We start from the raw sequence: 19,372 nt of genomic DNA, 5'->3' as shown, positions 1-19,372 counted from the left end.
TACACTGCGCCCCACCTATCTTGAACAGAGGCCCAACTAGCTGACGTGACGCTCGTCGTGTCCGTTGTAGGCCGCGAGTGGGCGGATGAGCGAGTTGTTTTCATACTGCTCAATGATGTGGGCACTCCAACCGGTGATTCGTGCCATGACAAACAGCGGAGTGAAAAACGGGATGTCGAAGCCCATCAGGTAGTACGCCGGGCCGGCCGGAAAGTCCAGGTTCGGGCGAATGTTGATCGATGTGTTTTCATACATTGCCTTTTCCATGACATCGTACATCTCGACCCACTTCTCGCCACCTTCATGTTCCGATGCAAGCTTCTTAAACGCCGCTTCCATCGTCGGCACGCGAGAGTCGCCCTTTTTGTACACACGGTGACCGAACCCCATGACGACTTCCTTGCTTGCAAGCTTGTCCTTGCACCACTGTTCAGCCTTCGCCGGATCGTCGATTTCGAGCATGTTGTGCATGACAGCTTCGTTGGCACCACCGTGGAGCGGCCCCTTCAAAGCCCCAACAGCTCCTGCAAGTGCAGACCACGTGTCCGAGCGAGTCGACGTGATCAAACGAGCGGTGAATGTCGAGGCGTTGAACGAGTGTTCTGCGTAGAGAATCATGGATTTTTCAAAGCACTCCACGTCTCCCGGCTTGTTCAAAGGCGAATCTGGGCCATCGCCGAACACCATCCAAAGGAAATTCTCCGAAAATCCCTTCTCAGGGTCGGGCTTGACATAACCTTCACCGCGGCGACGGCGAATATCCAGCGCGATGATCGTCGGGATCTTTGCTAGCAACGCACGGCCCACCTCCCGAATGTCATCCGCGCTTGTAGTGAAATGTTCCTTATCAAACGTGCCGAGGAAGGAAATCGCGGTACGCAGGACATCCATCGGATGGCATTCTTTGGGCATTGCCTCAATGACCGCGATAGTTTCTTCATTCAGGCCTCGCTCCGCGCGGTACTGCTCCTGGAACGCCTTTAGCTGCGCCGCGCTGGGCAACTCGTTACGCCACAAGAGATGAGCCACTTCTTCGAAGGTGCAGTTCTCTGCCAATTCCTGGACCGGGTAGCCGCGGTAGAGAAGCGAATTAGTCTCGGGATTGACCTTGGAAATCGCGGTGTAGTCGGCATAAACGCCGGCGAGCCCCTTCTTGATATCTGGTGCAGTCATGTTACTTCTCCTCCTTTTCAAAGGTGGACTTGTAGGAGTCCAGTGAGTATGTGAAAACTTTCTGGTCAAAGGCGTTGTACTTTTCGTACTCGACAAGTTCATAGAGGCGGGAGCGGTGCTGCATTTTCTCCAGCCACGGCTCTTGGGTGCCTGTTTCAGCGATATTGCGCAGCATTTCTTCGGTCTGCCCCATCGCCAAACGAAGTGTGGTCACCGGCCAAATCACGGCGTCATAGCCGATTTCTTCTAGCGTTTTCGCCGACAGCAGTTCGGTCTTGCCAAATTCAGTCATATTGGCCAGCAGCGGTATATCGACGGCCGCGCGGAACTTTTCAAAATCCGCCGGTGAATACAGCGCCTCGGTGAAAATCAGGTCCGCACCGGCATCTGCGTATGCTTTCGCACGCTCGATGGCGTTATCGATTCCCTCAATACCCGCCGCGTCCGTACGCGCGCAGATCACGAAATTCTCGTCGCGACGTTCGTTGACCGCAGCCGTGATGCGACGCACCATGAGATCCTGCGGCACTACCTCTTTGCCGTCGAGATGCCCGCACCGCTTTGGATTTACTTGGTCTTCCAGATGGAACCCAGCAACACCTGCGTCCTCGAACTCGGAGATGGTGCGTGCAGCACTCATCGGCTCGCCAAACCCAGTATCCGCGTCAACTAGAATCGGCAGATCCGTCGCGCGAGCGATTTGCCTCGACCGCCCCGCAACCTCGGTCAGCGTGGTCAGGCCAATGTCGGGAAGCCCAAGATCGTTAGCCAGCACAGCGCCTGAAACGTAGACGCCTTCGAAGGCGCCAATGTCCTGGATGAGTCGCGCAACCAACGGCGAGAAAGCGCCAGGTAGCTTGGTGATCGTCGAGGAGTTCAACGATTCACGCAGTGCTTTACGACGATCAGTCGCGCTGATAGAAGATGCAAACATCTAGAACAGTCCTTCCGGCGTCGCTGGCGCCTTGGCAAGCGCTTCGTCGGTAAGCACGACGTTGAGCTCGCGCAGATCTGTCAGGTTCTCCAGGTTCTGTGCAGCCTCAAGGAAGCGGTTCTGTTCTTCCTCAGACACCAGCCCCTCCGCCAGGGTGCGGAACTTCTGGATGTACTGTTCACGGGCGAACGGACGCGCGCCAAGCGGATGGGCATCAGCCACGGCCATTTCGTCTTGGATGACGGTGCCGTCCTTGAACGTAATCACTGCCTTCGCGCCGAATGCCTTTTCTGCCGGATCCTGTGAGTGGTAGCGACGAGTCCACTCAGGGTCTTCCACGGTGGAGATCTTGTGCCACAGCTCGATAGTTTCAGGACGGTTCGCCCGTTCCGGCGCGTAGGAACGTACGTGGTGCCAGGTGCCGTCTTCCAGAGCTACCGCAAAGATGTACATGATGGAGTGGTCGAGGGTTTCACGAGACGCGTTCGGGTCCATCTTCTGTGGGTCGTTCGCTCCGGTGCCGATCACAAAGTGAGTGTGATGCGAAGTGTGCAGCACGATAGATTCCACATCCGCGGTCTTCAGGCCTTTCTCCTCCAGAGTCGCCTTCATGCGGCGTGCCAGATCGATCGGCGCCTGGGATTGGTACTCCGCGGAGTGTTCCTTGGTGTAGGTATCAAGGATTGCGCGCTTCTCCTCCCCTTCTGCAGGAAGCGGAACGGTGTAGGTGCGTTCTGGCGAGTGGAGCATCCAAGCGATGAAGCCGTCTTCGCCTTCCCAAATCGGGGCCGGCGCACCTTCGCCTCGCATTGCCCGATCGACAGCCTCGATTGCCATCTTTCCGGCGAAAGCAGGCGCATAAGCCTTCCACGAAGAAATCAAGCCCTTGCGCGACTGTCGGGTTGCGGTGGTTGTGTGCAAAGCCTGGCCGATTGCCTGGTAGATGGTGTCTACATCCAGATCCAGCATCGTTCCCAGGCCTGCTGCCACCGACGGACCGAGGTGCGCAACGTGGTCAATTTTCCACTCGTGCAGGCAAATGCCCTTCACAAGGTTGACTTGGATCTCGTAACCGGTAGCGACGCCACGGATGAGCTGCTTTCCACTAAGCCCTTTGTGCTGGGCAACCGCCAGCATCGGAGGAATGTTGTCGCCAGGGTGGGAGTACTCCGCAGCGAGGAACGTATCGTGGAAGTCCAGTTCGCGCACAGCGGTGCCGTTTGCCAGCGCGGCCCACTCCGCGGAGTAGGTTCCCTCGATGCCGAAGACGTTTGCGCCGCCTTCGGTCACGGGATGTCCCTGAGCGATCACGCGCGCCGAAGTGACTGGCTTACGAGGTACGGATGCAACAGCCACAGATGCGTTATCGATGATGCGGTTGATAATCATGTCGATGGTTTCTGCAGGGACCTCCACGGGGTCTGCAGCAACGCGGGCAATCTTGTGGGCAAGGTGCTCTTCGATGGGAAAGTCTTCTGCCGATCGGCGGGTTTTCACTTCGTGATTAATCATTGGGTCATGCGCTCCTCTTGTTTTCGTTGGTCAATGCTCTGGCTGAGCTGCAACTCATACTAAGAAGAAAATTGTGCTGGCCATCACAGCAATATCTGCGTAATCTTGTGTCACACATTCGCCGATTTGGCGAAACATGTAAATACAGCAGGCAGTCCCCAAGATGCGGAAGGGAGTTAGAATGACCAAGCACTTCGCGGGGGCACGGATACGCACGCTCCGTCGCCAGCACGATCTCACACAAGTTCAGATGGCGAAACGACTCGACATCTCAACCAGCTATCTCAACCAACTGGAAAACAATCAACGCCCGCTTACGGTCAGCGTGCTACTTCAGATCACCGAGTCTTTCGATGTCGAAGCCACGTACTTCTCCGACGATCAAGACCTGCGCATAGTTCACGAACTCGCGGAGCTCCTACCCGAAACGCCTGAAGACGAACTCATCGATTTCACCGCTCGCTACCCAGAAATGGCCCGCTCGGTGCTGCGCCTTCCACGCCCGGGGCAAGCAAAAGAAGAAAGCCCGTACCAGGCGGTTCGTGAATTTTTCTACCAAGGTCGCAATTTCTTCCACGAGCTCGATTTCGCCGCCGAGGAATTCGCCACGTGGGCCGGAGTCCGTCAGCTCCGCTTGACGCGCATCGCTACTGCACTCGACGAGGAGTTCGGGATTACATCCCGCTTCAATAAGATCTCCGGTGGCCCGCGTCGCGTCTTCAACCCCGAGACACGCGAGCTTCTGTTGCGCACTGGGCTCACAGAGGCGCAACAATGCTTTGAGCTCGCCTTTCAGTACGGAATTACGAAAGAATCTTCGCTTATCGACGACTACGTGGCAGACTTACCCAGCGAAGAATCCCGCAAGATTGCGCGCCTCGGTTTGGCACAGTACTACGCGGCGGCAGTGACGATGCCATACGGCAAGATCCTCAAAGCTGCCGATGAAACCAGGTACGACATCGAGCTCATTGCCGCTAGGTTCGGCACCGGTTTTGAATCGACCTGCCAACGCCTGTCTACACTACAGCGCCCAGGTTCACGAGCAGTGCCGTTCTTCTTTGTCCGTACAGACCGCGCTGGCAATATTTCTAAGCGCCAGTCCTCGTCGACATTTCACTTTTCGCGCACTGGCGGAACATGCCCACTGTGGGTAGTCCACCGCGCTTTTGAAACCTCAAACCGCATCACACGCCAAGTCGCGGTGATGCCAGACGGGCGAGCTTACCTATGGATCGCCCGCATGGTGAAAGGCGCAGTTCAGGCCTTCGGGCAGCCTTCAAAGGAATTCTCCGTGGGCCTCGGGTGTGACCTCGACCACGCACATCGTTTGGTCTATGCGGATCAGCTAAATCTGAACCCTGCGGCTGCGACCCCAATTGGGCCCGGGTGCGCCACATGTCTGCGCGACGACTGCGCACAGCGTGCGTTCCCGGTCGAGGGCCGAAAAGTAGCTCTCGACCTCAACGTCACCACCGACGCAGTCTATGAGACGGTGCTTAGTTCAGGTCGTCGGTCACAAGCAAACGACGCGCAGCCTCAGTGATCGAGCCGGACAGTGACGGGTACACTGCCATGGATTCCGCAAGGTCATACACGGTGAGGTTGTTGGTCACTGCGATGGTCAACGACCAGATTAGCTCGGAGGCTGTCGGTGCAACGATCACGCCACCGAGCACCTGACCCGAGCCCTTGCGCGAAAAGACCTTGACAAAACCGTGCTTCAAAGAACGCATCTTGGCACGAGGGTTGGTAGCTAGCTCCAGCTTGACGATGTCGGCCTGCACTTTGCCGTCGCGGATCTCCTGCTCCGTCACGCCCACCGCCGCGATCTCTGGGCGGGTAAACACTGCATTGCCCACAGTCTTCAATCGGATTGGGCTCACGCCCTCACCCAGAGCGTGATACATCGAGGTACGTCCCTGCATCGCGGCAACCGATGCCAACGGAAGCAAGTCAGAGCAGTCACCGGCAGCGTAGATTCCCGGCGCGGTCGTGCGCGAGACACGGTCAACGTTGATGTGGCCGGATGGTGAGTAGCTCACTCCTGCGGCTTCGAGGTTCAGTTCAGCCGTGTTCGGGATCGAGCCGATCGACATGATGCAGTGAGAACCGGTGATCTCGCGACCATCGGCGGTACGAACGACGACACCGTCTCCGGTGTTAGTCACTGTGTCTACGCGGGCATGCTTTACCAAGGAGACTCCGCGCTTCTTCAAGACGGTCTCTAGAACATCCGCGGCGTCCGCGTCGTCGTGAGGCAAAATGCGGTCTCGCGATGCGACCATTGTGACCTTTACACCGAATTCAGCAAAGGCGGACACAAACTCCGCACCGGTGACACCAGAACCGACGACGATGAGGTGCTCTGGGTTCTCCTTGAGGTTGTAGACCTGCTGCCAAGTCAGCACTCGCTCGCCGTCCGGCATTGCGCCTTTGAGAACGCGGGGCGATGCGCCCGTGGCGAGCAGCACGATGTCTGCTTCCGTCACGTAGCTCTCTTCCCCCTCAGGGGTGATCTCAACGTTGTAGGTAATGTGCTCGGTCTGGTCCTCGGCGAAACGAGCCGAACCGATAACAACTTCGACCCCGGCGTTGACGATCTGCCCACGGATGTCAGCTGACTGCTGCGCGGCCATGGCGCGCACACGATCATTCAATGCATCAATGGAAAGCGAAGCGTTTGCGATGCCATGGTTCAGTCCCATGTCGTCGGCACGACGAAGGTCGGTCTTGATGTTTGCACCTGCGATGAAACTCTTGGATGGCACGACATCCTTGAGGACACCCGAGCCACCTAGCCCCTGGCGCTCAACGAGGGTGATCTCAACATCGTATTGCGCACCAACAAGAGCAGCTTCGTATCCCGCAGGACCTCCACCGATGATGACGACTTTTTTGGTCACAGAAATTGACTCCTTGGTTGATGAGTTTTCGGTGCCCAAGTGTAGTACCTAGTGCAGAATATCGCCGTCGAAGGCTCCTGGGCGCGCAGGTCGGCTGAAGAACCTTTCCACTACCGACCCAAATAGGCGCACTCCGACACCGATGGAGCGTTCGTCGACAAGCAAATCCCCCTGGTGCAAGTCGTGCCGATCACCTTCTCCCGACCAGCAGCCCAGCCGACCCATGGAGCCTGGGACGTGCTCGAGATACCAAGAGAAATCTTCACCGCCCGACGACTGCGGCGCATCGACCACTCCTTGCGGATCCACAGCTCGACCGGCATCGGCAAGAAGCGCGGTCGCGATGTCGTCGTTAAGCACTGGCGGGACGCCCCGGTGGTAAGTGAGCTTGTGAGAGCAGCCTGTCGGCGCGAGAATGCCGTCGACGAGTTCCGCCACCAGCGTCTCCATAGTGCGCCAGATACCGATATCTGCTGTGCGCAACGTACCGCGCAGCCTGCCGGTTTGCGGGATCGCGTTCGGGGCAAAGCCCGACTCAACTTGCCCGAATACCAGCACGGTGCCGGTGCGCGGGTCAACCCGGCGCGACAACAGTGCTGGGAGCTGCGTAATGACGTTACCCAGGGCATAGACCACATCAGAAGTGAGATGTGGGCGCGACGTGTGTCCGCCTGGTCCCGAAATTTCTAGGTCGATCACATCGGTTGCGGATGTGATCGCGCCCGTTCGGACACCCACCTTGCCCACGCGAAGCTTCGGCTCCACGTGCAAAGCAAAAATGGAGCCTACTCCTTGCAGTCCGCCCCAAGCGATAACGTCTGACGCCCCGCCGTTCATTACCTCCTCAGCTGGCTGGAAAATCACGCGGACGCCTTGTGGCAATTCCAACGTGGACAACGCGCAGGCCAGGGCAAGAGCGATCGTTGTGTGAACATCATGTCCGCACGAGTGCGAGACCCCGGGACGTTGTGAGGTGAACTCAAGCCCGGTCGCTTCCGCAATCGGCAATGCATCGATGTCCGCACGAAATGCGAGCTTGCCCTCAGTTTCTGGGCCGATGTCCACGTACAAACCGGTGCCTGGAAACCGCACTGGCGCGAGACCATGTTCTAAGAGGATGCTTTCGATGAAGTCGGTGGTAGCGAATTCCTCATTCGACAGCTCCGGGTGGGAATGCAGATACCTCCGCCATTCGATGACCTGCGTGCGGTACTCCCGCAACCAGGAACTCACGTCGGCTGCAATGCCCACTTCTTCTCTCCTGCCCAGCTGATTTGTTTGCTGGGTAGAAAGTCTACAACTAGACCAAGCGGTATGTTAATTCAGCCGGGTTGCTCTTGGCAGAATCGTGGCGCTTGCCCAAGTTTTCCTTCGTAGATGTAGTCATCGTGAAAGCGTGCCGTGTCCTCTGGGCGAGTCGGCCACTCGACGGCCATTGCAGGCACAGTCCCGTCACAGAACTCGGTGGGGCAAATCTCCTCGACGATCTGGTCTACCGCGGGCAGCAAGACCGCAGGCGGCACGTGCAAACCGAAAGCGATCTTGTACAACGTTGACAGGGTCGGATCCGCGCTGCGCTCACCACTGTAGTAATTGCGTTCCAGATTCGAGATGACGGACCGCGACAAGCCCGAAAGCTCCGCCAACCGTGTTTGCGAGAGACCCCGCATGTGCCGGAGCCGTCTGATACGGGCAGAAAGACCAAACCCATAGCTTGCCCAGTGGTAATCGGACAGCACTTCCGCCATGTCGCCACCTTCTTTCAGCATTTTCCCTGAGTACAGGCTAAGTGATCCGCTAATGCAAAGTTCGGTAGTTTCCACTGAAATACAATTTCTTAGGAAACCTCACGCGAACACTTAGTGCTGGCTGCGATATGACCAGTATCGGAGAGCGTGGCTGCTTACCCCCTACAGGTCAATATTGCGTGGCCCATAAAGGCGATCGCCTGCATCGCCCAAACCTGGCACGATGTACGCATCCGCGTTCAAGCTCGGATCGATCACAGCGGTAACCAAACGAACTGGCAAGCCAGATTCCTTCAGTTTGTCCACTCCCGGCTGAGCGGACACCATGCACACGCACGTGATGTCGTCGGCGCCACGGTCGACGAGCAACCGAATCGCGTGAATGAGCGAGCCGCCCGTAGCCAACATCGGATCCACCAAAAACACAGGTTGCCCCTTGAGATCTTCCGGTAGCGCTTCAAGATACGGCACAGGCTCGTGAGTTTCTTCGTCGCGCGCCATTCCGATGAAGCCGACTTGCGCATCGGGAATCATCGACAGTGCCGGATCAATCATGCCAAGACCTGCCCGAATGATCGGCACGATGATTGGCGGGTTCTTCAGGCGCACGCCATCGGCTAGGTCTACTGGAGTTTGGCAATCGAAATGTTCAACTTCGAGGTCGCGAGATGCTTCGTAAATCAGCATGCTGCCAAGGTCTGACAGCGCTGCGCGGAATCCCGCGTTATTCGTGCGCTCGTCTCGCATGATTGTCAGCCGAGATGCGGTGAGCGGGTGGTTTACCACAGTAATGTCCATACGCCCCATGCTAGAGGGAATTTTTCATTCGATGGAACCGTTCGGCCCTTTTCACGGTCTAACAAGAGTATGAACACTTCTGAACTTCACGTTGACCCCGACCGTATCGCCTTACTCGTGCAGCACATGCACGAAGATGCCGAACTCATCCCTCGCTCTCCCGATGCCCTAGTCCCAGCAGTAGGTCCCCTTACCCGCCTGAGTGCTGCGTTGCACAATGCCCATCGCCATTTCAATGACTACGCATCTACCCTCGCATCCGAAGCTCACCGCCTCGCAACCGATATGTCCACGATGTCGGATCTTGTAGTCGATGCGGACCAAGAACTCGCCCTTGAACTGGAGAAAGTCGTACCATGATCGATGTAATCTCGACCGTCCGCGACATCATCCACCGCGCGCCCCAGCCATTTTCAGTTCCTGCATTCGGTGAGTTCCCCGAATTCGAAGCAGCCCGCGAGCTAGCCGAGATTGTGCAAGCTGACCCGAGCGACTTCTACACGCAGCTGGACGCTCTCATCAACGACGGCTCGCTTATCGACGAAGCCACGTCCACTGCCCAACACCTCGTCGAGATGGCGATCAATGACATTGCCGACATCGCAACCGAATTCATTTCCCATGTGATGTCCAACTCAACTGAGTTTCTCCATCCGTTACTAGGCTTAGGTGCGGTCGCCGAGTCTGGAGTCTTCGGTATGGAATGCCTGGCGCGCGCTGATGCTCGTGCCGCACAACTTCAGGTCGAACTCGATCCGGTGGCCGAGAATCTCGAGTCGCTTGATCCTCCGGTGGAGGCATCTGTGCCACCTCCGCCACCTCCTGAGGAACCTGCAGCGCCCACAAATTCGGTTGGCCAAGCGGCCGTCGCGGCCGCAAAAAGCCAGTTGGGCACCCCATACGTTTGGGGCGGAACGCAGCCCGGCGGGTTCGACTGCTCCGGCCTCACTTCCTGGGCATATGCCCAGGCCGGGTTTGAAATTCCACGCTTGGCCGAGCAGCAAGCAGTCGGGCAACAGGTCTCATTCGATGAGCTACAGGCTGGCGACCTCATCGTGTGGGATGGACACGTAGCAATGTATACCGAAGACGGAATGATGATCGAGGCTGGTGATCCAGTACAAATTAACCCAGTGCGCACCGAAAACATTGGGATGCCGTTTAAGGGCTTCTGGCGACCAACCGCATAAGCGTTTAGTAGAGTCATGCAACATGAGCTCCCGTGCGATTCTCCCCGTCAAGATTTCTTTGACCGAAGGCGACTTCTTCACCCTTTGGGCCCCCACTTGGAAGGAACATGGTTCAGAGTGGCAGGCGTTCCTCGGCGACGACGAGTCCGTTCTTGTCTTCCACACTCCCGAGGAGCTGCTGGCCTACTTAGATAAGAATTCTTCTCACGACCTGAGCAGTCACCCAAAGTGGGCCGAGTTCTCCCAGGGCAAAGATGACCGCGTCGTGCCGAATGAGAAACAGTACTACGACATCATCGGTGCACCGAAGTACCTCGCCGGGCGTCCAAGCCACGAAAATGTCTCCACGATCTCGCGAATTTTCCAGCTCACCCGTTCCCTCGCCGAGGTAGGTGGAGCCGAAGATGCCGTCATCTTCTTTGCTACTCACTCGGTTCTTGGCAACGTAGCGCGTGGCTCTGACCATTACTCCGGCGAGCATGGCTTAGGCGAATGGTCTGCGGTTGGTCGTGCGGTTCTGACGAACTGGGAGAAAGTCGTTGAGTCTCTCGACGAAACTGTTCGGGTCGTTGAAACTAAGGAATTCGAGCCGGATGTAATCACTGCCGCGGCCACACGCATTTCCAACGCACAGGCTGAGCGGGAAGAAGCGGAGAAGCTGGCAGCCGAGCAGGCGAAGGCTGAGCGCGAAAATGTCGACCCCTACGACACCACCCCTTGGGCCGCCGCAGGCATCGACCCAGTAAAGATCTCCGTTCAAGGCAAGAGCGTATACACGCTACGCACCTACCTTGATGGATCCCCTGTCTTCTTAGGCAAGTACGGCGAGATCTTCACCTTCCCAACTGGCAAGCAGCTGCTGCGTTGGATGCTGGAAAATGAGGACCATGACCTTGCAACCGTGTCTACCTGGGAAGATCTGATGAGCTCCGCACATGCTGGCGAGCTGGAGCTGACCGTCCACAAGGACAACACCTACTCGTTCAACGGTATTGCCAACGGCATCGAGAAAGGCGTCGACAGCGTTGACACTGACCAGATGGGCAAGGCGTACGAGATTCTCGCCGACGCTGCCGACTGGGCTGCCGACGATTCCCTCAACTCTTTCCTCTTGGCAAACCCTCGCATGCAGGATTATCTGGCATACATGCTGGGCTCCACTGAACAGGCGGGTTATGTTCCTTCCGCTCCGTTTAACGACAAAGCTGACGGTTGGCGAGAACTAGAGAACATGCTGATCAAGCGCTTCTCCAAGTTCTAAGCCACGTTAGTTCCGAAGAGCCAACCAACCACGAAAGTCACAACCAAGGCAGCGGCGCCACCAATTACCAGGCGTGATGCTGCCTTGACTTGGTTTGCACCACCAAGGCGCGCCGAGATCATGCCGGTAATCGCCAGTGCCACGAGCGTCACGACAAAAGTCACCGGGACGCGCCATGCTTCTGGAGGCAGCAGGATTGCTAGCAGCGGGATCAACGCTCCGACGAAGAAAGCGAAGAATGAAGCAATGCCCGCCGTCCAGGGGTTCACGATGTCTTCGCGGTCAATGCCGTAGTGCGCGTCGAGGTGTGCTCCCAGAGCATCCTTTTCGGTGAATTCCTTGGCCACCTGGTTCGCGGTTTCTTCCGAAAGCCCCTGAGCCTTATATTCCTCAACCAATACGCGGAACTCCCCTTCAGGGTCTTCCTTGTGCAGGTTGGTTTCTTTCTCGATAATTGCGTGTTCGGTGTCGCGTTGCGACGACACCGAGACGTATTCGCCCAGCGCCATCGAAACCGCGCCACCGACCAATGCGGCAATACCTGCCGTGGCGATTTCGCGAAGGCTACTGGTTGCGCCGGCGACACCCACCACAACTGCTGCGGTGGACACGATGCCGTCGTTTGCGCCGAGGACTCCGGCACGAAGTTTGTTGAGCTTCTCGTTGAGCCCTGCATGTTCTTGTGATGGTGTAGTTGTCATATATCAAGTGGTAGCCCTATTAAATAGATCACACAAGGAAGTTAGCCCTTACTAACTTGCAGGTCAGAGCAAAATTATGGTGTGTCCCCTTTCTAAGGCATAAACTGATCCCTTGATGAAACCTGCATCAGTTAGCGCCGTCGCCCTCTTGTGCGCGATCGCCCTCACCGCTTCCCCTCTGTTGTGGGCGGAAGAGCCGACCACACGCGAAGTCGCACCCGATACCGACCGCTGCCCGCAGGCAACTTGGCCTCCCAAGGCTCAGACAACTTCAGAAGCTCCAACAAGCATTTCTCCCCTGCCACAGCTTTACGACGGCCCATGTGGCATCACCGCTCCCGACGGCTTCAAGGTTGACGACAACGTCCTCGCTTCGTCCTGGCTCGTCGCCGATGTCGATTCAGGCGAAGTCATTGCGATGAAGGATCCACACGGTCGCTATCGCCCAGCGTCGATCATTAAGGTTCTCCTCGCGATGGTCGTGATCAACGAGCTTCCGATGGAACAAGAAGTCACTGTCTCTCTCGAATCCGCTTCGCAGCAAGGCTCCGCGGTCGGCATCGGTGAAGGCGGGGTCTACACCGTGGAGCAGCTTTTATTAGGCCTGTTGCTGGCTTCCGGAAACGACGCGGCCCACGCACTGGCCCAAACCCTAGGTGGCGATGAAGCAACTCTACGCAAAATCAACGCCCTCGCCAGCGAGCTCGGCACCACAGACACCCGAGTGGCCACTTATTCAGGCCTCGATGCCTCTGGGATGCAAACCTCCGCGTGGGATCTCGGACTGATGTACCGCGCCGCCTACGCCGACCCGACGTTCTCGCGCCTTGTCAACACTGAATCCGTGGAGTTTCCCGGCTACGGCGACACCCCGGGTTACGAGCTCTGGAACGATAACCAGCTTTTCATGAACGACCCCAACGGAATTGGTGGCAAGACCGGCTTTACCGACGACGCTAATCACACATTTGTCGGTGCGCTCGGCCGAGACGGCCGACGTCTCATGGCAATTATCCTCGACACCACCGTTGGCGAAATGCGCCCTTGGCAGCAATCGCAAGCGCTGCTCCACGAGGCCTACAACTTCGACACGTCCGTCGCCGAACTTACACAGCTTCCCGAGCCTCCCAAACAAGCGCCGCCAGTCGTCGCTCAAGCAAAAACTAACGACGATCCCGATGATCTTGCGATCGGAATCGTCGTTGGAGTTTTACTTGCGGCGGTCGTGGCTATTTTCGTCGGAGAAGTGCAACGGCGCCGGCGCCGATAGCACCCAACGCTGCACCAACGCCGAGCATGCGGCCAGAATCAGGCTGCTGCCGTACTTCGTTGCGCACGCGAATTACTGCTGAATCTGGGACCGGTACCGGCGCAATCGCCAGAGACTCCTCGGTAGTTGCTGTCCACGCAGATACGTACATCACCAAGCGCCAGATCAGATACAGCATGACCATGAGCGTGATGATCGGACCGAATGCCGCACCAGCAGGGTTGCCAGATGCTGAAGAAACGATCACTGTAGAAAGCTGCTTAATCACCTCGAAGAGAACCGCGCCGAGGAGCGCGCCCTGCAGGCCGGACTTGCGTGGCACCTTGGTGCGAGGAAGGAAAATGATCAGCCAAGCCATCACCAAGAAGTTGGCTAGGATACCGACGAGAATCGCGACGCCGAAAACGATCCAGCGGATGCCCGGCATCTGATCCAACCCGATCCAGCCAAGGATGGTCGTCGTCCAGCCGCCACTACCGATCGCGGTGGCCAGGAATGCGATGATCAGCGCAATCAACAGCCCAATCAGCGCGACGAGGTCCATGAGCTTCTTCTTCACAAAGTTGCCGCCCTCGGTCGGATCGAGGTTCCACATGGCGCCGATACCCGCGCGCAGGTTATTCATCCAGCCCAAACCGGACCAGAGGGCGGTCAGAGCACCGACACCAGCCACAGCGCCACGGGAAGCAATGGCCTGGTCGACGATCTCATTAACCGTGGTACCCAAATCGCCTTGCACCGATTGTGTGATCTGATCCTGGATCTGTGCCAAGAGATCAGGTCGGTTGGCAAGCACAGCACCAAGTGCCGCGAACAGCAGCATTGCCAACGGGAAAATGGACATTACCGAGAAGTAGGTAATGCCGGCGGAGAACTGGTTACCCCCGCCATGCCCGAATCTTTCCACCATCCGCATGATGTGGTCGATTACTGGGGCACGGTCGCGAACCTTCTCGACGACACCGTCGCCGTTATCGTTGTGCTCGCGCTCGATACCGTAGTCATCGGTGTATTTGTCTTGTGGTTTCGTGCGTGTCGCCATTCGGTTACCTCTTGAAACTAGTCTGATTAGTCCCTCTTTATGGTAGACATCTGCGACACAGCCTGCACAAGTGAAGGGGTAGTGTGCCTATACTCATTGCTTGAATGACTACTCAAAGCGAAAGGCTTCCCATGAATCTTCGTAACACTGTTGCTTCCCTTGCAGCCGCTGCAGTTGCCGGCTCTTCCCTGCTTTTCGGCGCAGGCGCTGCGCAGGCCGAGCCAGCTCCGGTTACTGTTGTTGCACAGGCTGAAGAGTCTGCAAAGTCCGACGAGGAGGCATACCCGAACTACTCGCCAATGATGAGCGCTGGTCTTCCTTGGGTTGGCGGCCTCATGATTGCAGGTGGCGTCTTCCTAGTCGGCTTGATCGTGACGATCTTCCTGTCCGGTCGCAACAGCCGCCACGTCGGTCAGCTCTAACGCTTCGGGCGCAAGAAGCCCGTCTTTTCGTAGACATCCTCGAGTAGCGGCTCCGATACTTCGCGAGCACGCTCCGCACCCTGCGCGAGGATGTCTTCTAGTTGTGCCCTGTCGGCCATCAGCTCGTCGAAACGCGCCTTGAGCGGGGTGGTAAACGCCTCCAAGGCATCAGCCGTGTCGCCCTTCAGCGCACCGTAGCCCTGCCCCTCATAGCCTGCGACGATGTCGTCGATCGGTTTACCGGTCAGAGCGGACTGAATCGCCAGGAGATTAGACACACCGGGCTTCGCCTCGCGGTCAAAAGCGATCACGCCGTCGTTGTCAGTAACGGCGGACTTGATGCGCTTGGCCGAGGTCTTCGGTGCGTCGAGCAGGTTGATGATGCCCTTCGGATTCGCACCAGACTTACTCATCTTGGCAGTTGGCTCCTGTAGGTCGTAAATCTTTGCGGAGCCCTCCGGGATCAATGCTTCCGGAACCACGAACGTCTCTCCGTAGCGAGAATTAAACCGCTCTGCAAGAGTGCGGGTCAGTTCAAGGTGCTGACGCTGGTCTTCGCCCACCGGCACGAGCTGTGGCTTGTACAGCAAGATATCCGCTGCCATTAGGACCGGGTAGGTGAACAGACCCACGGAAGTCCTATCTTGGCCCTGCTTCTGGCTCTTGTCTTTGAACTGGGTCATGCGCGACGCCTCGCCAAATCCCGTTAGGCACTGCAGCACCCAAGTCAGCTCTGCGTGTTGTGGGACATGCGATTGGACAAACAAAGTCGACTTCGCTGGGTCGATGCCGAGCGCGATCAACTGTGCTGCGCCCGCAACCGTGCGGTGGCGCAGTTCTTCCGGATCCTGATCAACAGTGATCGCATGCAGGTCAGGGATGAAATAGAACGCATCGAAATCCTCTTGCAGGTCAATCCACTGCTTCAGCGCTCCCAAGTAATTGCCCAAGTGGTAGGAGTCGGCCGTGGGTTGGATTCCGGAGAGGACGCGTTGCTTTTCAGTCATGTGTTGAAAGTGTAGTCGCAACACTATTGCCATTTCAGCAAGCCCGTTATATGGTTATCCACATGAGTGGTAAACCCATATACCAACAGATAGCCGACGAACTCCTTAACCTCATCGGCTCTGGAGAACTCGGACCAGGCGATCGAGTCCCCTCCACCAACGAACTATCCAAGTTTCACTCCGTCAACCCCACCACGTCAGCAAAGGCCCTCACAGAACTTTTCGATGCCGGCCTCGTCGAAAAGCGACGCGGACTCGGCATGTTTGTCCTCCCCGAAGCACGCGACAAGGTCCTCCATGCCCGACGCGCAGCCTTTGCCCAGCGCTTCATCCATCCCCTGCTCACCGAGGCCGACCACCTCGGCTTGAGCGCCGCCGAACTCCAGCAACTGATCGATCACGAAAGGTCCGCACGATGAAACCCGGAAACTATGGCCTCATCGGCCCCAACGCCGCAGGAAAAACGCACTACCTGCGCTCCCGCTTCACTCACGGCGCGGCGTTCGTACCCGCGGCAGCCGATGCCCACTTCGCAGGGCGCACCGTCGCCGACCACCTCCGCGCCGCACACGCCGTGCGCCCGCTTAACGACGACCTCCTGGCCGACTTCAACCCTGGCGCTAAGATCCGAGACCTCTCCGTCGGCCAACGCCGTCTGCTCACCATCTGCACGGCACTCGCGGCAGAGGAAGACCTCCTCCTTCTCGACGAACCATTCGACGGCCTCGACGTGGACAACCGCGCACGGATCCGCGAACTGCTCATCGACACCTACACGCCAGAGCGCACCATGATCATCGCGTCGCATCGCTCTGACGACCTCGCAGGCCTGGTCGATAGCGTCATTACTGTCTTTGACCAAGAGGTCTCCGAGCCGATCTCACTCGACAAAGTGCGCCGGAACTTCCCTACCCTGCTCGGCCGAAAGGATGAGGTGCGGCAGCTCGTCGAGAAGCGAAAAGTTGTCCGCGAAGACGTCCTTGGCCCCACTGTGCGCGTCACGTTTGCGGAACCGCTTGACCATCCCAGCGCCACCTACCCCTCCGATCAAGAACTGATCGATCTCCTCGCATCCGGAAAGGCAAACCGATGAAACTATTCACCAGCCCAGTACACCCTGCGCTTCCGTGGGCGATCTTCCTCCTTGCTGCTATCGTCGCGGCCGTCGGTCGCGAGTGGACCTTCGACGGGCAGTCATGGACCGTCGGCGCCGGCCTAGTACTCGCTACAACCATGGCTTACTTCGCCTCCCGATGGCCCGCCCTCGACCAGTTAGGAGCCAAGTTCAGCGCATGGCTCGCAGGAGCCCTGTCCACCGGAGTTGGCGGCGCTGCAATCATGGCGCTGTTCATCACCCCGATGACAATCTGGAATTCACTGCGCAACCCTTGGTACAACCGCTTTGACGCCTTGCTAGTCACATCCGGCGATGCCCCGTTCTTCGACACGAACGGCGAGCCCTACCTAGTCCCCAATGCCGGCCAGAATCCGACAACGATGGCGCTTACAGCGCTGATCATCTTCCTTTTCCTTGCCACCGCTGCGTTGGTCGGGCTCGCGATTGGGCTCGCTACAACCGTGACCACCAAAGTCATCATTGTCGGCGCGGCAATTGTTGCCGGCTTCGCTACTGTGGTGTGGTCTTCCGCCCCAAGCTTCTACAACATGTGGCAAAAACCTGTCGCGATAGCAATCGGCTGCGGAGTCTCCCTCCTTGCGTGCGCATGGGTCTTCACGCGACAACGCAAGCAGGCGTCCTACTCCTGATCGTCCTTCTTACTCATTCGTCGCAATGCACGGTACGCCTTTCGCGCCCCCGGAACACGGTTTGCATTGCGTCGAATTTGGTACGACAGCGCCATCTTCGGATCGAACTGCGCCGCGACTTCATCATCAAACTCAAACACCGGCAGTGACCAGTTGTACTTCAACGAAAGCAAGCGCACCGCCAAGACAAACACCACTGTCGCGATGGCATTGATCCAGCTCGGCACGCCGATCCACATTAAGCAGAAATACAGCAACGTGCCCATCACAGCGATCGACGCGTAGAGCTCCTTACGGAACACCAGCGGGACCCGGTCGGACAGCACATCGCGCATCACGCCACCGGACACGCCGGTAAGTACGGCAGCTACCGCGGCGATGATAATCCCGTAGCCAAGATTCAATGCTACTTCGATGCCGAGCACCACGAACGCCGCTAATCCGATGGCATCGGCCACCAAGAAGAACTTACGCAAGTGATACATCAACCAGTTGATCTTCACCGTAAGAACCGACGCCACGATCACGACGATCAGATACCGTGGCTCCTCGACCCAGGTCAACGGATAGTCGTCGAGGATAATATCGCGCACCGTTCCACCGCCAAGCGCCGTCAAAGCACCCAGCGTGATCACGCCGAACAGGTCCATGCGCATGCGTCCGGCGGCCACCGCGGCAGTCATCGACTCGGCAGTAATCCCGATGATGAACAGCGCAGTGAGTAGGTGCGCGGTATCTGCACTACTCATAGGTCACCAGCAATGGAGAGTGATCCGACCAGCGCTCCTCGACGCTCTGCGCCTTTTCCACCCAGGTCTTTTCAGCCCGGTCGAGCATGCTCTTCGTCGCCGCTTGGTAGTCGATGCGCCACCCTGCGTTGTTGTTAAACGCCTGGCCACGGTAGGTCCACCAAGTGTACGGCGCGTCCTCCGGCTGCAATCTACGAGCCACGTCGAACCATTTCGGATCCGCGTTTGCTTCACGACGACGATCCGAACTGTATTCCACCGCACCAAAGTAATCTCCGGCCGTCGGCTTCGGTTGCGCTTCCTCATCAGGGAAGGACCCGAATACCGCGTCCATGAAGGCACGCTCGTCCGGCAGGACGCCTGACTTCTTTTGATTGGTCTTAAAGTTCTTGAGGTCCTGCTCGCGGTGGCAGATGTTCCAGTCCCCGCCGATCACCATGTCGTCGTAAAGCCCGGCCCATTCTTCGAGCTTGACCTCGAACTCGTCGAGGAAGCGGTACTTCTCGTCCTGCTTCTCGGTGTTCTCACTGCCAGACGGTAGGTAGAGGCTGGCCACACGAACACCCTCAAAGTCACCCGCAACGTAGCGACCTGCGTCGGAAAAGCTGCCGAACCCGATTTCGATGTCAGTGAGCGGCTTCCGCGACAAGATGCCCACGCCAGCACGTCCTTTCGCCTGGGCTGGCGCGACGATCAGGTGCCACCCTGCTTCCAGAGCGGGTGCCAAGGCTTTCTCTGACTGGTCTTCGGTGGCGCGGACTTCTTGCATGAGCACGATGTCCGCTGGGGTTTCCTGCAACCAAGTGTTCATGCCCGGGTTGATCTCGCTGCGCTGCTTGGTGGCCGCGCGGATTCCGTTGACGTTGACGCTAGCAATCGTGACACTCATGGC

The 19,372-nt window shown here is 57.8% G+C and carries 21 protein-coding genes; 9 read left to right on the top strand and 12 right to left on the bottom strand.

What is annotated here, in order from left to right; translation table 11 throughout:
* Positions 1-36 precede the first annotated feature (36 nt).
* Genes QP027_RS02110 through prpD form a run of 3 tightly spaced genes read right to left on the bottom strand, consistent with a single transcriptional unit; the run spans position 37 to position 3,619 of the window.
* Positions 37-1,173 (bottom strand): bifunctional 2-methylcitrate synthase/citrate synthase, encoded by a 1,137-nt coding sequence (locus tag QP027_RS02110; protein ID WP_284825618.1) that lies wholly within the window; start codon positions 1,171-1,173, stop codon positions 37-39.
* 1 nt (position 1,174) lies between these two features.
* Positions 1,175-2,107 (bottom strand): methylisocitrate lyase, encoded by a 933-nt coding sequence (gene prpB, locus QP027_RS02105; protein ID WP_284825616.1) that lies wholly within the window; start codon positions 2,105-2,107, stop codon positions 1,175-1,177.
* Positions 2,108-3,619, bottom strand: coding sequence for a 2-methylcitrate dehydratase PrpD (gene prpD / locus QP027_RS02100; RefSeq protein WP_284825614.1), 1,512 nt, complete (start codon positions 3,617-3,619; stop codon positions 2,108-2,110).
* Positions 3,620-3,800: 181 nt separating this feature from the next.
* On the opposite strand from prpD, the gene QP027_RS02095 reads away from it, so the two are divergent.
* Complete coding sequence (locus QP027_RS02095) at positions 3,801-5,165, top strand: short-chain fatty acyl-CoA regulator family protein (RefSeq protein WP_284825612.1); 1,365 nt, start codon at positions 3,801-3,803, stop codon at positions 5,163-5,165.
* Here QP027_RS02095 and QP027_RS02090 read toward each other — a convergent pair.
* The 4 genes from QP027_RS02090 to upp all read right to left on the bottom strand — a co-directional run bounded on the left by QP027_RS02090 (position 5,119) and on the right by upp (position 9,071).
* Complete coding sequence (locus tag QP027_RS02090; RefSeq protein ID WP_284825610.1) at positions 5,119-6,525, bottom strand: NAD(P)H-quinone dehydrogenase; 1,407 nt, start codon at positions 6,523-6,525, stop codon at positions 5,119-5,121. The genes QP027_RS02095 and QP027_RS02090 overlap by 47 nt on opposite strands.
* A gap of 48 nt (positions 6,526-6,573) precedes the next feature.
* Positions 6,574-7,776: a M20 family metallopeptidase gene (locus QP027_RS02085; protein WP_284825609.1), complete on the bottom strand. Its 1,203-nt coding sequence runs from the start codon at positions 7,774-7,776 to the stop codon at positions 6,574-6,576.
* 71 nt (positions 7,777-7,847) lie between these two features.
* Complete coding sequence (locus QP027_RS02080) at positions 7,848-8,294, bottom strand: helix-turn-helix domain-containing protein (protein ID WP_284825607.1); 447 nt, start codon at positions 8,292-8,294, stop codon at positions 7,848-7,850.
* A gap of 141 nt (positions 8,295-8,435) precedes the next feature.
* On the bottom strand, positions 8,436-9,071 hold the full coding sequence (gene upp / locus QP027_RS02075) for a uracil phosphoribosyltransferase (RefSeq protein WP_284825605.1): 636 nt from the start codon (positions 9,069-9,071) through the stop codon (positions 8,436-8,438).
* A 69-nt stretch (positions 9,072-9,140) separates the two neighbouring features.
* Between upp and QP027_RS02070 the strand changes: the two genes are divergently transcribed.
* The 3 genes from QP027_RS02070 to QP027_RS02060 are packed head-to-tail and all read left to right on the top strand — an operon-like array spanning position 9,141 to position 11,522.
* Positions 9,141-9,431, top strand: a complete 291-nt coding sequence (locus tag QP027_RS02070) for a hypothetical protein (RefSeq protein ID WP_284825604.1) — start codon at positions 9,141-9,143, stop codon at positions 9,429-9,431.
* Entirely contained in the window at positions 9,428-10,261 is an 834-nt protein-coding gene (locus QP027_RS02065) for a C40 family peptidase (protein WP_284825603.1), read from the top strand. The genes QP027_RS02070 and QP027_RS02065 overlap by 4 nt, the downstream gene beginning before the upstream one ends.
* A gap of 22 nt (positions 10,262-10,283) precedes the next feature.
* Entirely contained in the window at positions 10,284-11,522 is a 1,239-nt protein-coding gene (locus QP027_RS02060; protein ID WP_284825601.1) for a hypothetical protein, read from the top strand.
* Here QP027_RS02060 and QP027_RS02055 read toward each other — a convergent pair.
* Entirely contained in the window at positions 11,519-12,223 is a 705-nt protein-coding gene (locus QP027_RS02055) for a VIT1/CCC1 transporter family protein (protein ID WP_284825600.1), read from the bottom strand. The two genes, QP027_RS02060 and QP027_RS02055, sit on opposite strands and share 4 nt — an antisense overlap.
* 115 nt (positions 12,224-12,338) lie before the next feature.
* On the opposite strand from QP027_RS02055, the gene QP027_RS02050 reads away from it, so the two are divergent.
* Positions 12,339-13,493, top strand: a complete 1,155-nt coding sequence (locus QP027_RS02050) for a D-alanyl-D-alanine carboxypeptidase family protein (protein ID WP_284826887.1) — start codon at positions 12,339-12,341, stop codon at positions 13,491-13,493.
* Here QP027_RS02050 and QP027_RS02045 read toward each other — a convergent pair.
* A complete protein-coding gene (locus QP027_RS02045; RefSeq protein ID WP_284825598.1) occupies positions 13,453-14,535 on the bottom strand; it encodes a YhjD/YihY/BrkB family envelope integrity protein in 1,083 nt (360 codons plus the stop codon). The genes QP027_RS02050 and QP027_RS02045 overlap by 41 nt on opposite strands.
* 131 nt (positions 14,536-14,666) lie before the next feature.
* Between QP027_RS02045 and QP027_RS02040 the strand changes: the two genes are divergently transcribed.
* Entirely contained in the window at positions 14,667-14,957 is a 291-nt protein-coding gene (locus QP027_RS02040; RefSeq protein WP_284825596.1) for a hypothetical protein, read from the top strand.
* Here QP027_RS02040 and trpS read toward each other — a convergent pair.
* Positions 14,954-15,964 (bottom strand): tryptophan--tRNA ligase, encoded by a 1,011-nt coding sequence (gene trpS, locus QP027_RS02035; protein ID WP_284825595.1) that lies wholly within the window; start codon positions 15,962-15,964, stop codon positions 14,954-14,956. The two genes, QP027_RS02040 and trpS, sit on opposite strands and share 4 nt — an antisense overlap.
* Positions 15,965-16,026: 62 nt before the next feature.
* Between trpS and QP027_RS02030 the strand changes: the two genes are divergently transcribed.
* From QP027_RS02030 to QP027_RS02020, 3 genes are read left to right on the top strand one after another with little or no spacing between them, the layout of a single operon-like run.
* Positions 16,027-16,383, top strand: a complete 357-nt coding sequence (locus tag QP027_RS02030; RefSeq protein WP_284825593.1) for a GntR family transcriptional regulator — start codon at positions 16,027-16,029, stop codon at positions 16,381-16,383.
* On the top strand, positions 16,380-17,057 hold the full coding sequence (locus QP027_RS02025) for an AAA family ATPase (RefSeq protein ID WP_284825592.1): 678 nt from the start codon (positions 16,380-16,382) through the stop codon (positions 17,055-17,057). The genes QP027_RS02030 and QP027_RS02025 overlap by 4 nt, the downstream gene beginning before the upstream one ends.
* Positions 17,054-17,731, top strand: a complete 678-nt coding sequence (locus QP027_RS02020) for a hypothetical protein (protein WP_284825591.1) — start codon at positions 17,054-17,056, stop codon at positions 17,729-17,731. Before QP027_RS02025 ends, QP027_RS02020 begins: the two co-directional genes overlap by 4 nt.
* On the opposite strand, the gene QP027_RS02015 is transcribed toward QP027_RS02020, so the two are convergent.
* Both QP027_RS02015 and QP027_RS02010 read right to left on the bottom strand, forming a co-directional pair.
* Complete coding sequence (locus QP027_RS02015) at positions 17,722-18,480, bottom strand: trimeric intracellular cation channel family protein (RefSeq protein ID WP_284825590.1); 759 nt, start codon at positions 18,478-18,480, stop codon at positions 17,722-17,724. The genes QP027_RS02020 and QP027_RS02015 overlap by 10 nt on opposite strands.
* Positions 18,473-19,369 (bottom strand): exodeoxyribonuclease III, encoded by an 897-nt coding sequence (locus QP027_RS02010; protein ID WP_284825588.1) that lies wholly within the window; start codon positions 19,367-19,369, stop codon positions 18,473-18,475. The genes QP027_RS02015 and QP027_RS02010 overlap by 8 nt, the downstream gene beginning before the upstream one ends.
* Positions 19,370-19,372 lie beyond the last annotated feature (3 nt).

This window comes from Corynebacterium breve (assembly GCF_030252165.1).
In the GTDB taxonomy this organism is placed as follows: Bacteria; Actinomycetota; Actinomycetes; order Mycobacteriales; family Mycobacteriaceae; genus Corynebacterium; species Corynebacterium breve.
Note: the sequence above shows the minus strand (reverse complement) of the source record. Positions and strands in the feature narration are given on the sequence as shown.

Bases quoted from the DNA above. Each gene is read 5' to 3' on its own strand.
- prpD (WP_284825614.1), bottom strand. From the start codon at position 3,619: ATGATTAATCACGAAGTGAAAACCCGCCGATCGGCAGAAGACTTTCCC.
- QP027_RS02065 (WP_284825603.1), top strand. From the start codon at position 9,428: ATGATCGATGTAATCTCGACCGTCCGCGACATCATCCACCGCGCGCCC.
- QP027_RS02050 (WP_284826887.1), top strand. From the start codon at position 12,339: ATGAAACCTGCATCAGTTAGCGCCGTCGCCCTCTTGTGCGCGATCGCC.
- QP027_RS02025 (WP_284825592.1), top strand. From the start codon at position 16,380: ATGAAACCCGGAAACTATGGCCTCATCGGCCCCAACGCCGCAGGAAAA.
- QP027_RS02080 (WP_284825607.1), bottom strand. From the start codon at position 8,294: ATGCTGAAAGAAGGTGGCGACATGGCGGAAGTGCTGTCCGATTACCAC.
- QP027_RS02010 (WP_284825588.1), bottom strand. From the start codon at position 19,369: ATGAGTGTCACGATTGCTAGCGTCAACGTCAACGGAATCCGCGCGGCC.
- QP027_RS02015 (WP_284825590.1), bottom strand. From the start codon at position 18,480: ATGAGTAGTGCAGATACCGCGCACCTACTCACTGCGCTGTTCATCATC.
- QP027_RS02045 (WP_284825598.1), bottom strand. From the start codon at position 14,535: ATGGCGACACGCACGAAACCACAAGACAAATACACCGATGACTACGGT.
- QP027_RS02060 (WP_284825601.1), top strand. From the start codon at position 10,284: ATGAGCTCCCGTGCGATTCTCCCCGTCAAGATTTCTTTGACCGAAGGC.
- QP027_RS02020 (WP_284825591.1), top strand. From the start codon at position 17,054: ATGAAACTATTCACCAGCCCAGTACACCCTGCGCTTCCGTGGGCGATC.
- prpB (WP_284825616.1), bottom strand. From the start codon at position 2,107: ATGTTTGCATCTTCTATCAGCGCGACTGATCGTCGTAAAGCACTGCGT.
- QP027_RS02095 (WP_284825612.1), top strand. From the start codon at position 3,801: ATGACCAAGCACTTCGCGGGGGCACGGATACGCACGCTCCGTCGCCAG.
- upp (WP_284825605.1), bottom strand. From the start codon at position 9,071: ATGGACATTACTGTGGTAAACCACCCGCTCACCGCATCTCGGCTGACA.
- QP027_RS02040 (WP_284825596.1), top strand. From the start codon at position 14,667: ATGAATCTTCGTAACACTGTTGCTTCCCTTGCAGCCGCTGCAGTTGCC.
- QP027_RS02070 (WP_284825604.1), top strand. From the start codon at position 9,141: ATGAACACTTCTGAACTTCACGTTGACCCCGACCGTATCGCCTTACTC.
- QP027_RS02030 (WP_284825593.1), top strand. From the start codon at position 16,027: ATGAGTGGTAAACCCATATACCAACAGATAGCCGACGAACTCCTTAAC.
- QP027_RS02055 (WP_284825600.1), bottom strand. From the start codon at position 12,223: ATGACAACTACACCATCACAAGAACATGCAGGGCTCAACGAGAAGCTC.
- trpS (WP_284825595.1), bottom strand. From the start codon at position 15,964: ATGACTGAAAAGCAACGCGTCCTCTCCGGAATCCAACCCACGGCCGAC.
- QP027_RS02110 (WP_284825618.1), bottom strand. From the start codon at position 1,173: ATGACTGCACCAGATATCAAGAAGGGGCTCGCCGGCGTTTATGCCGAC.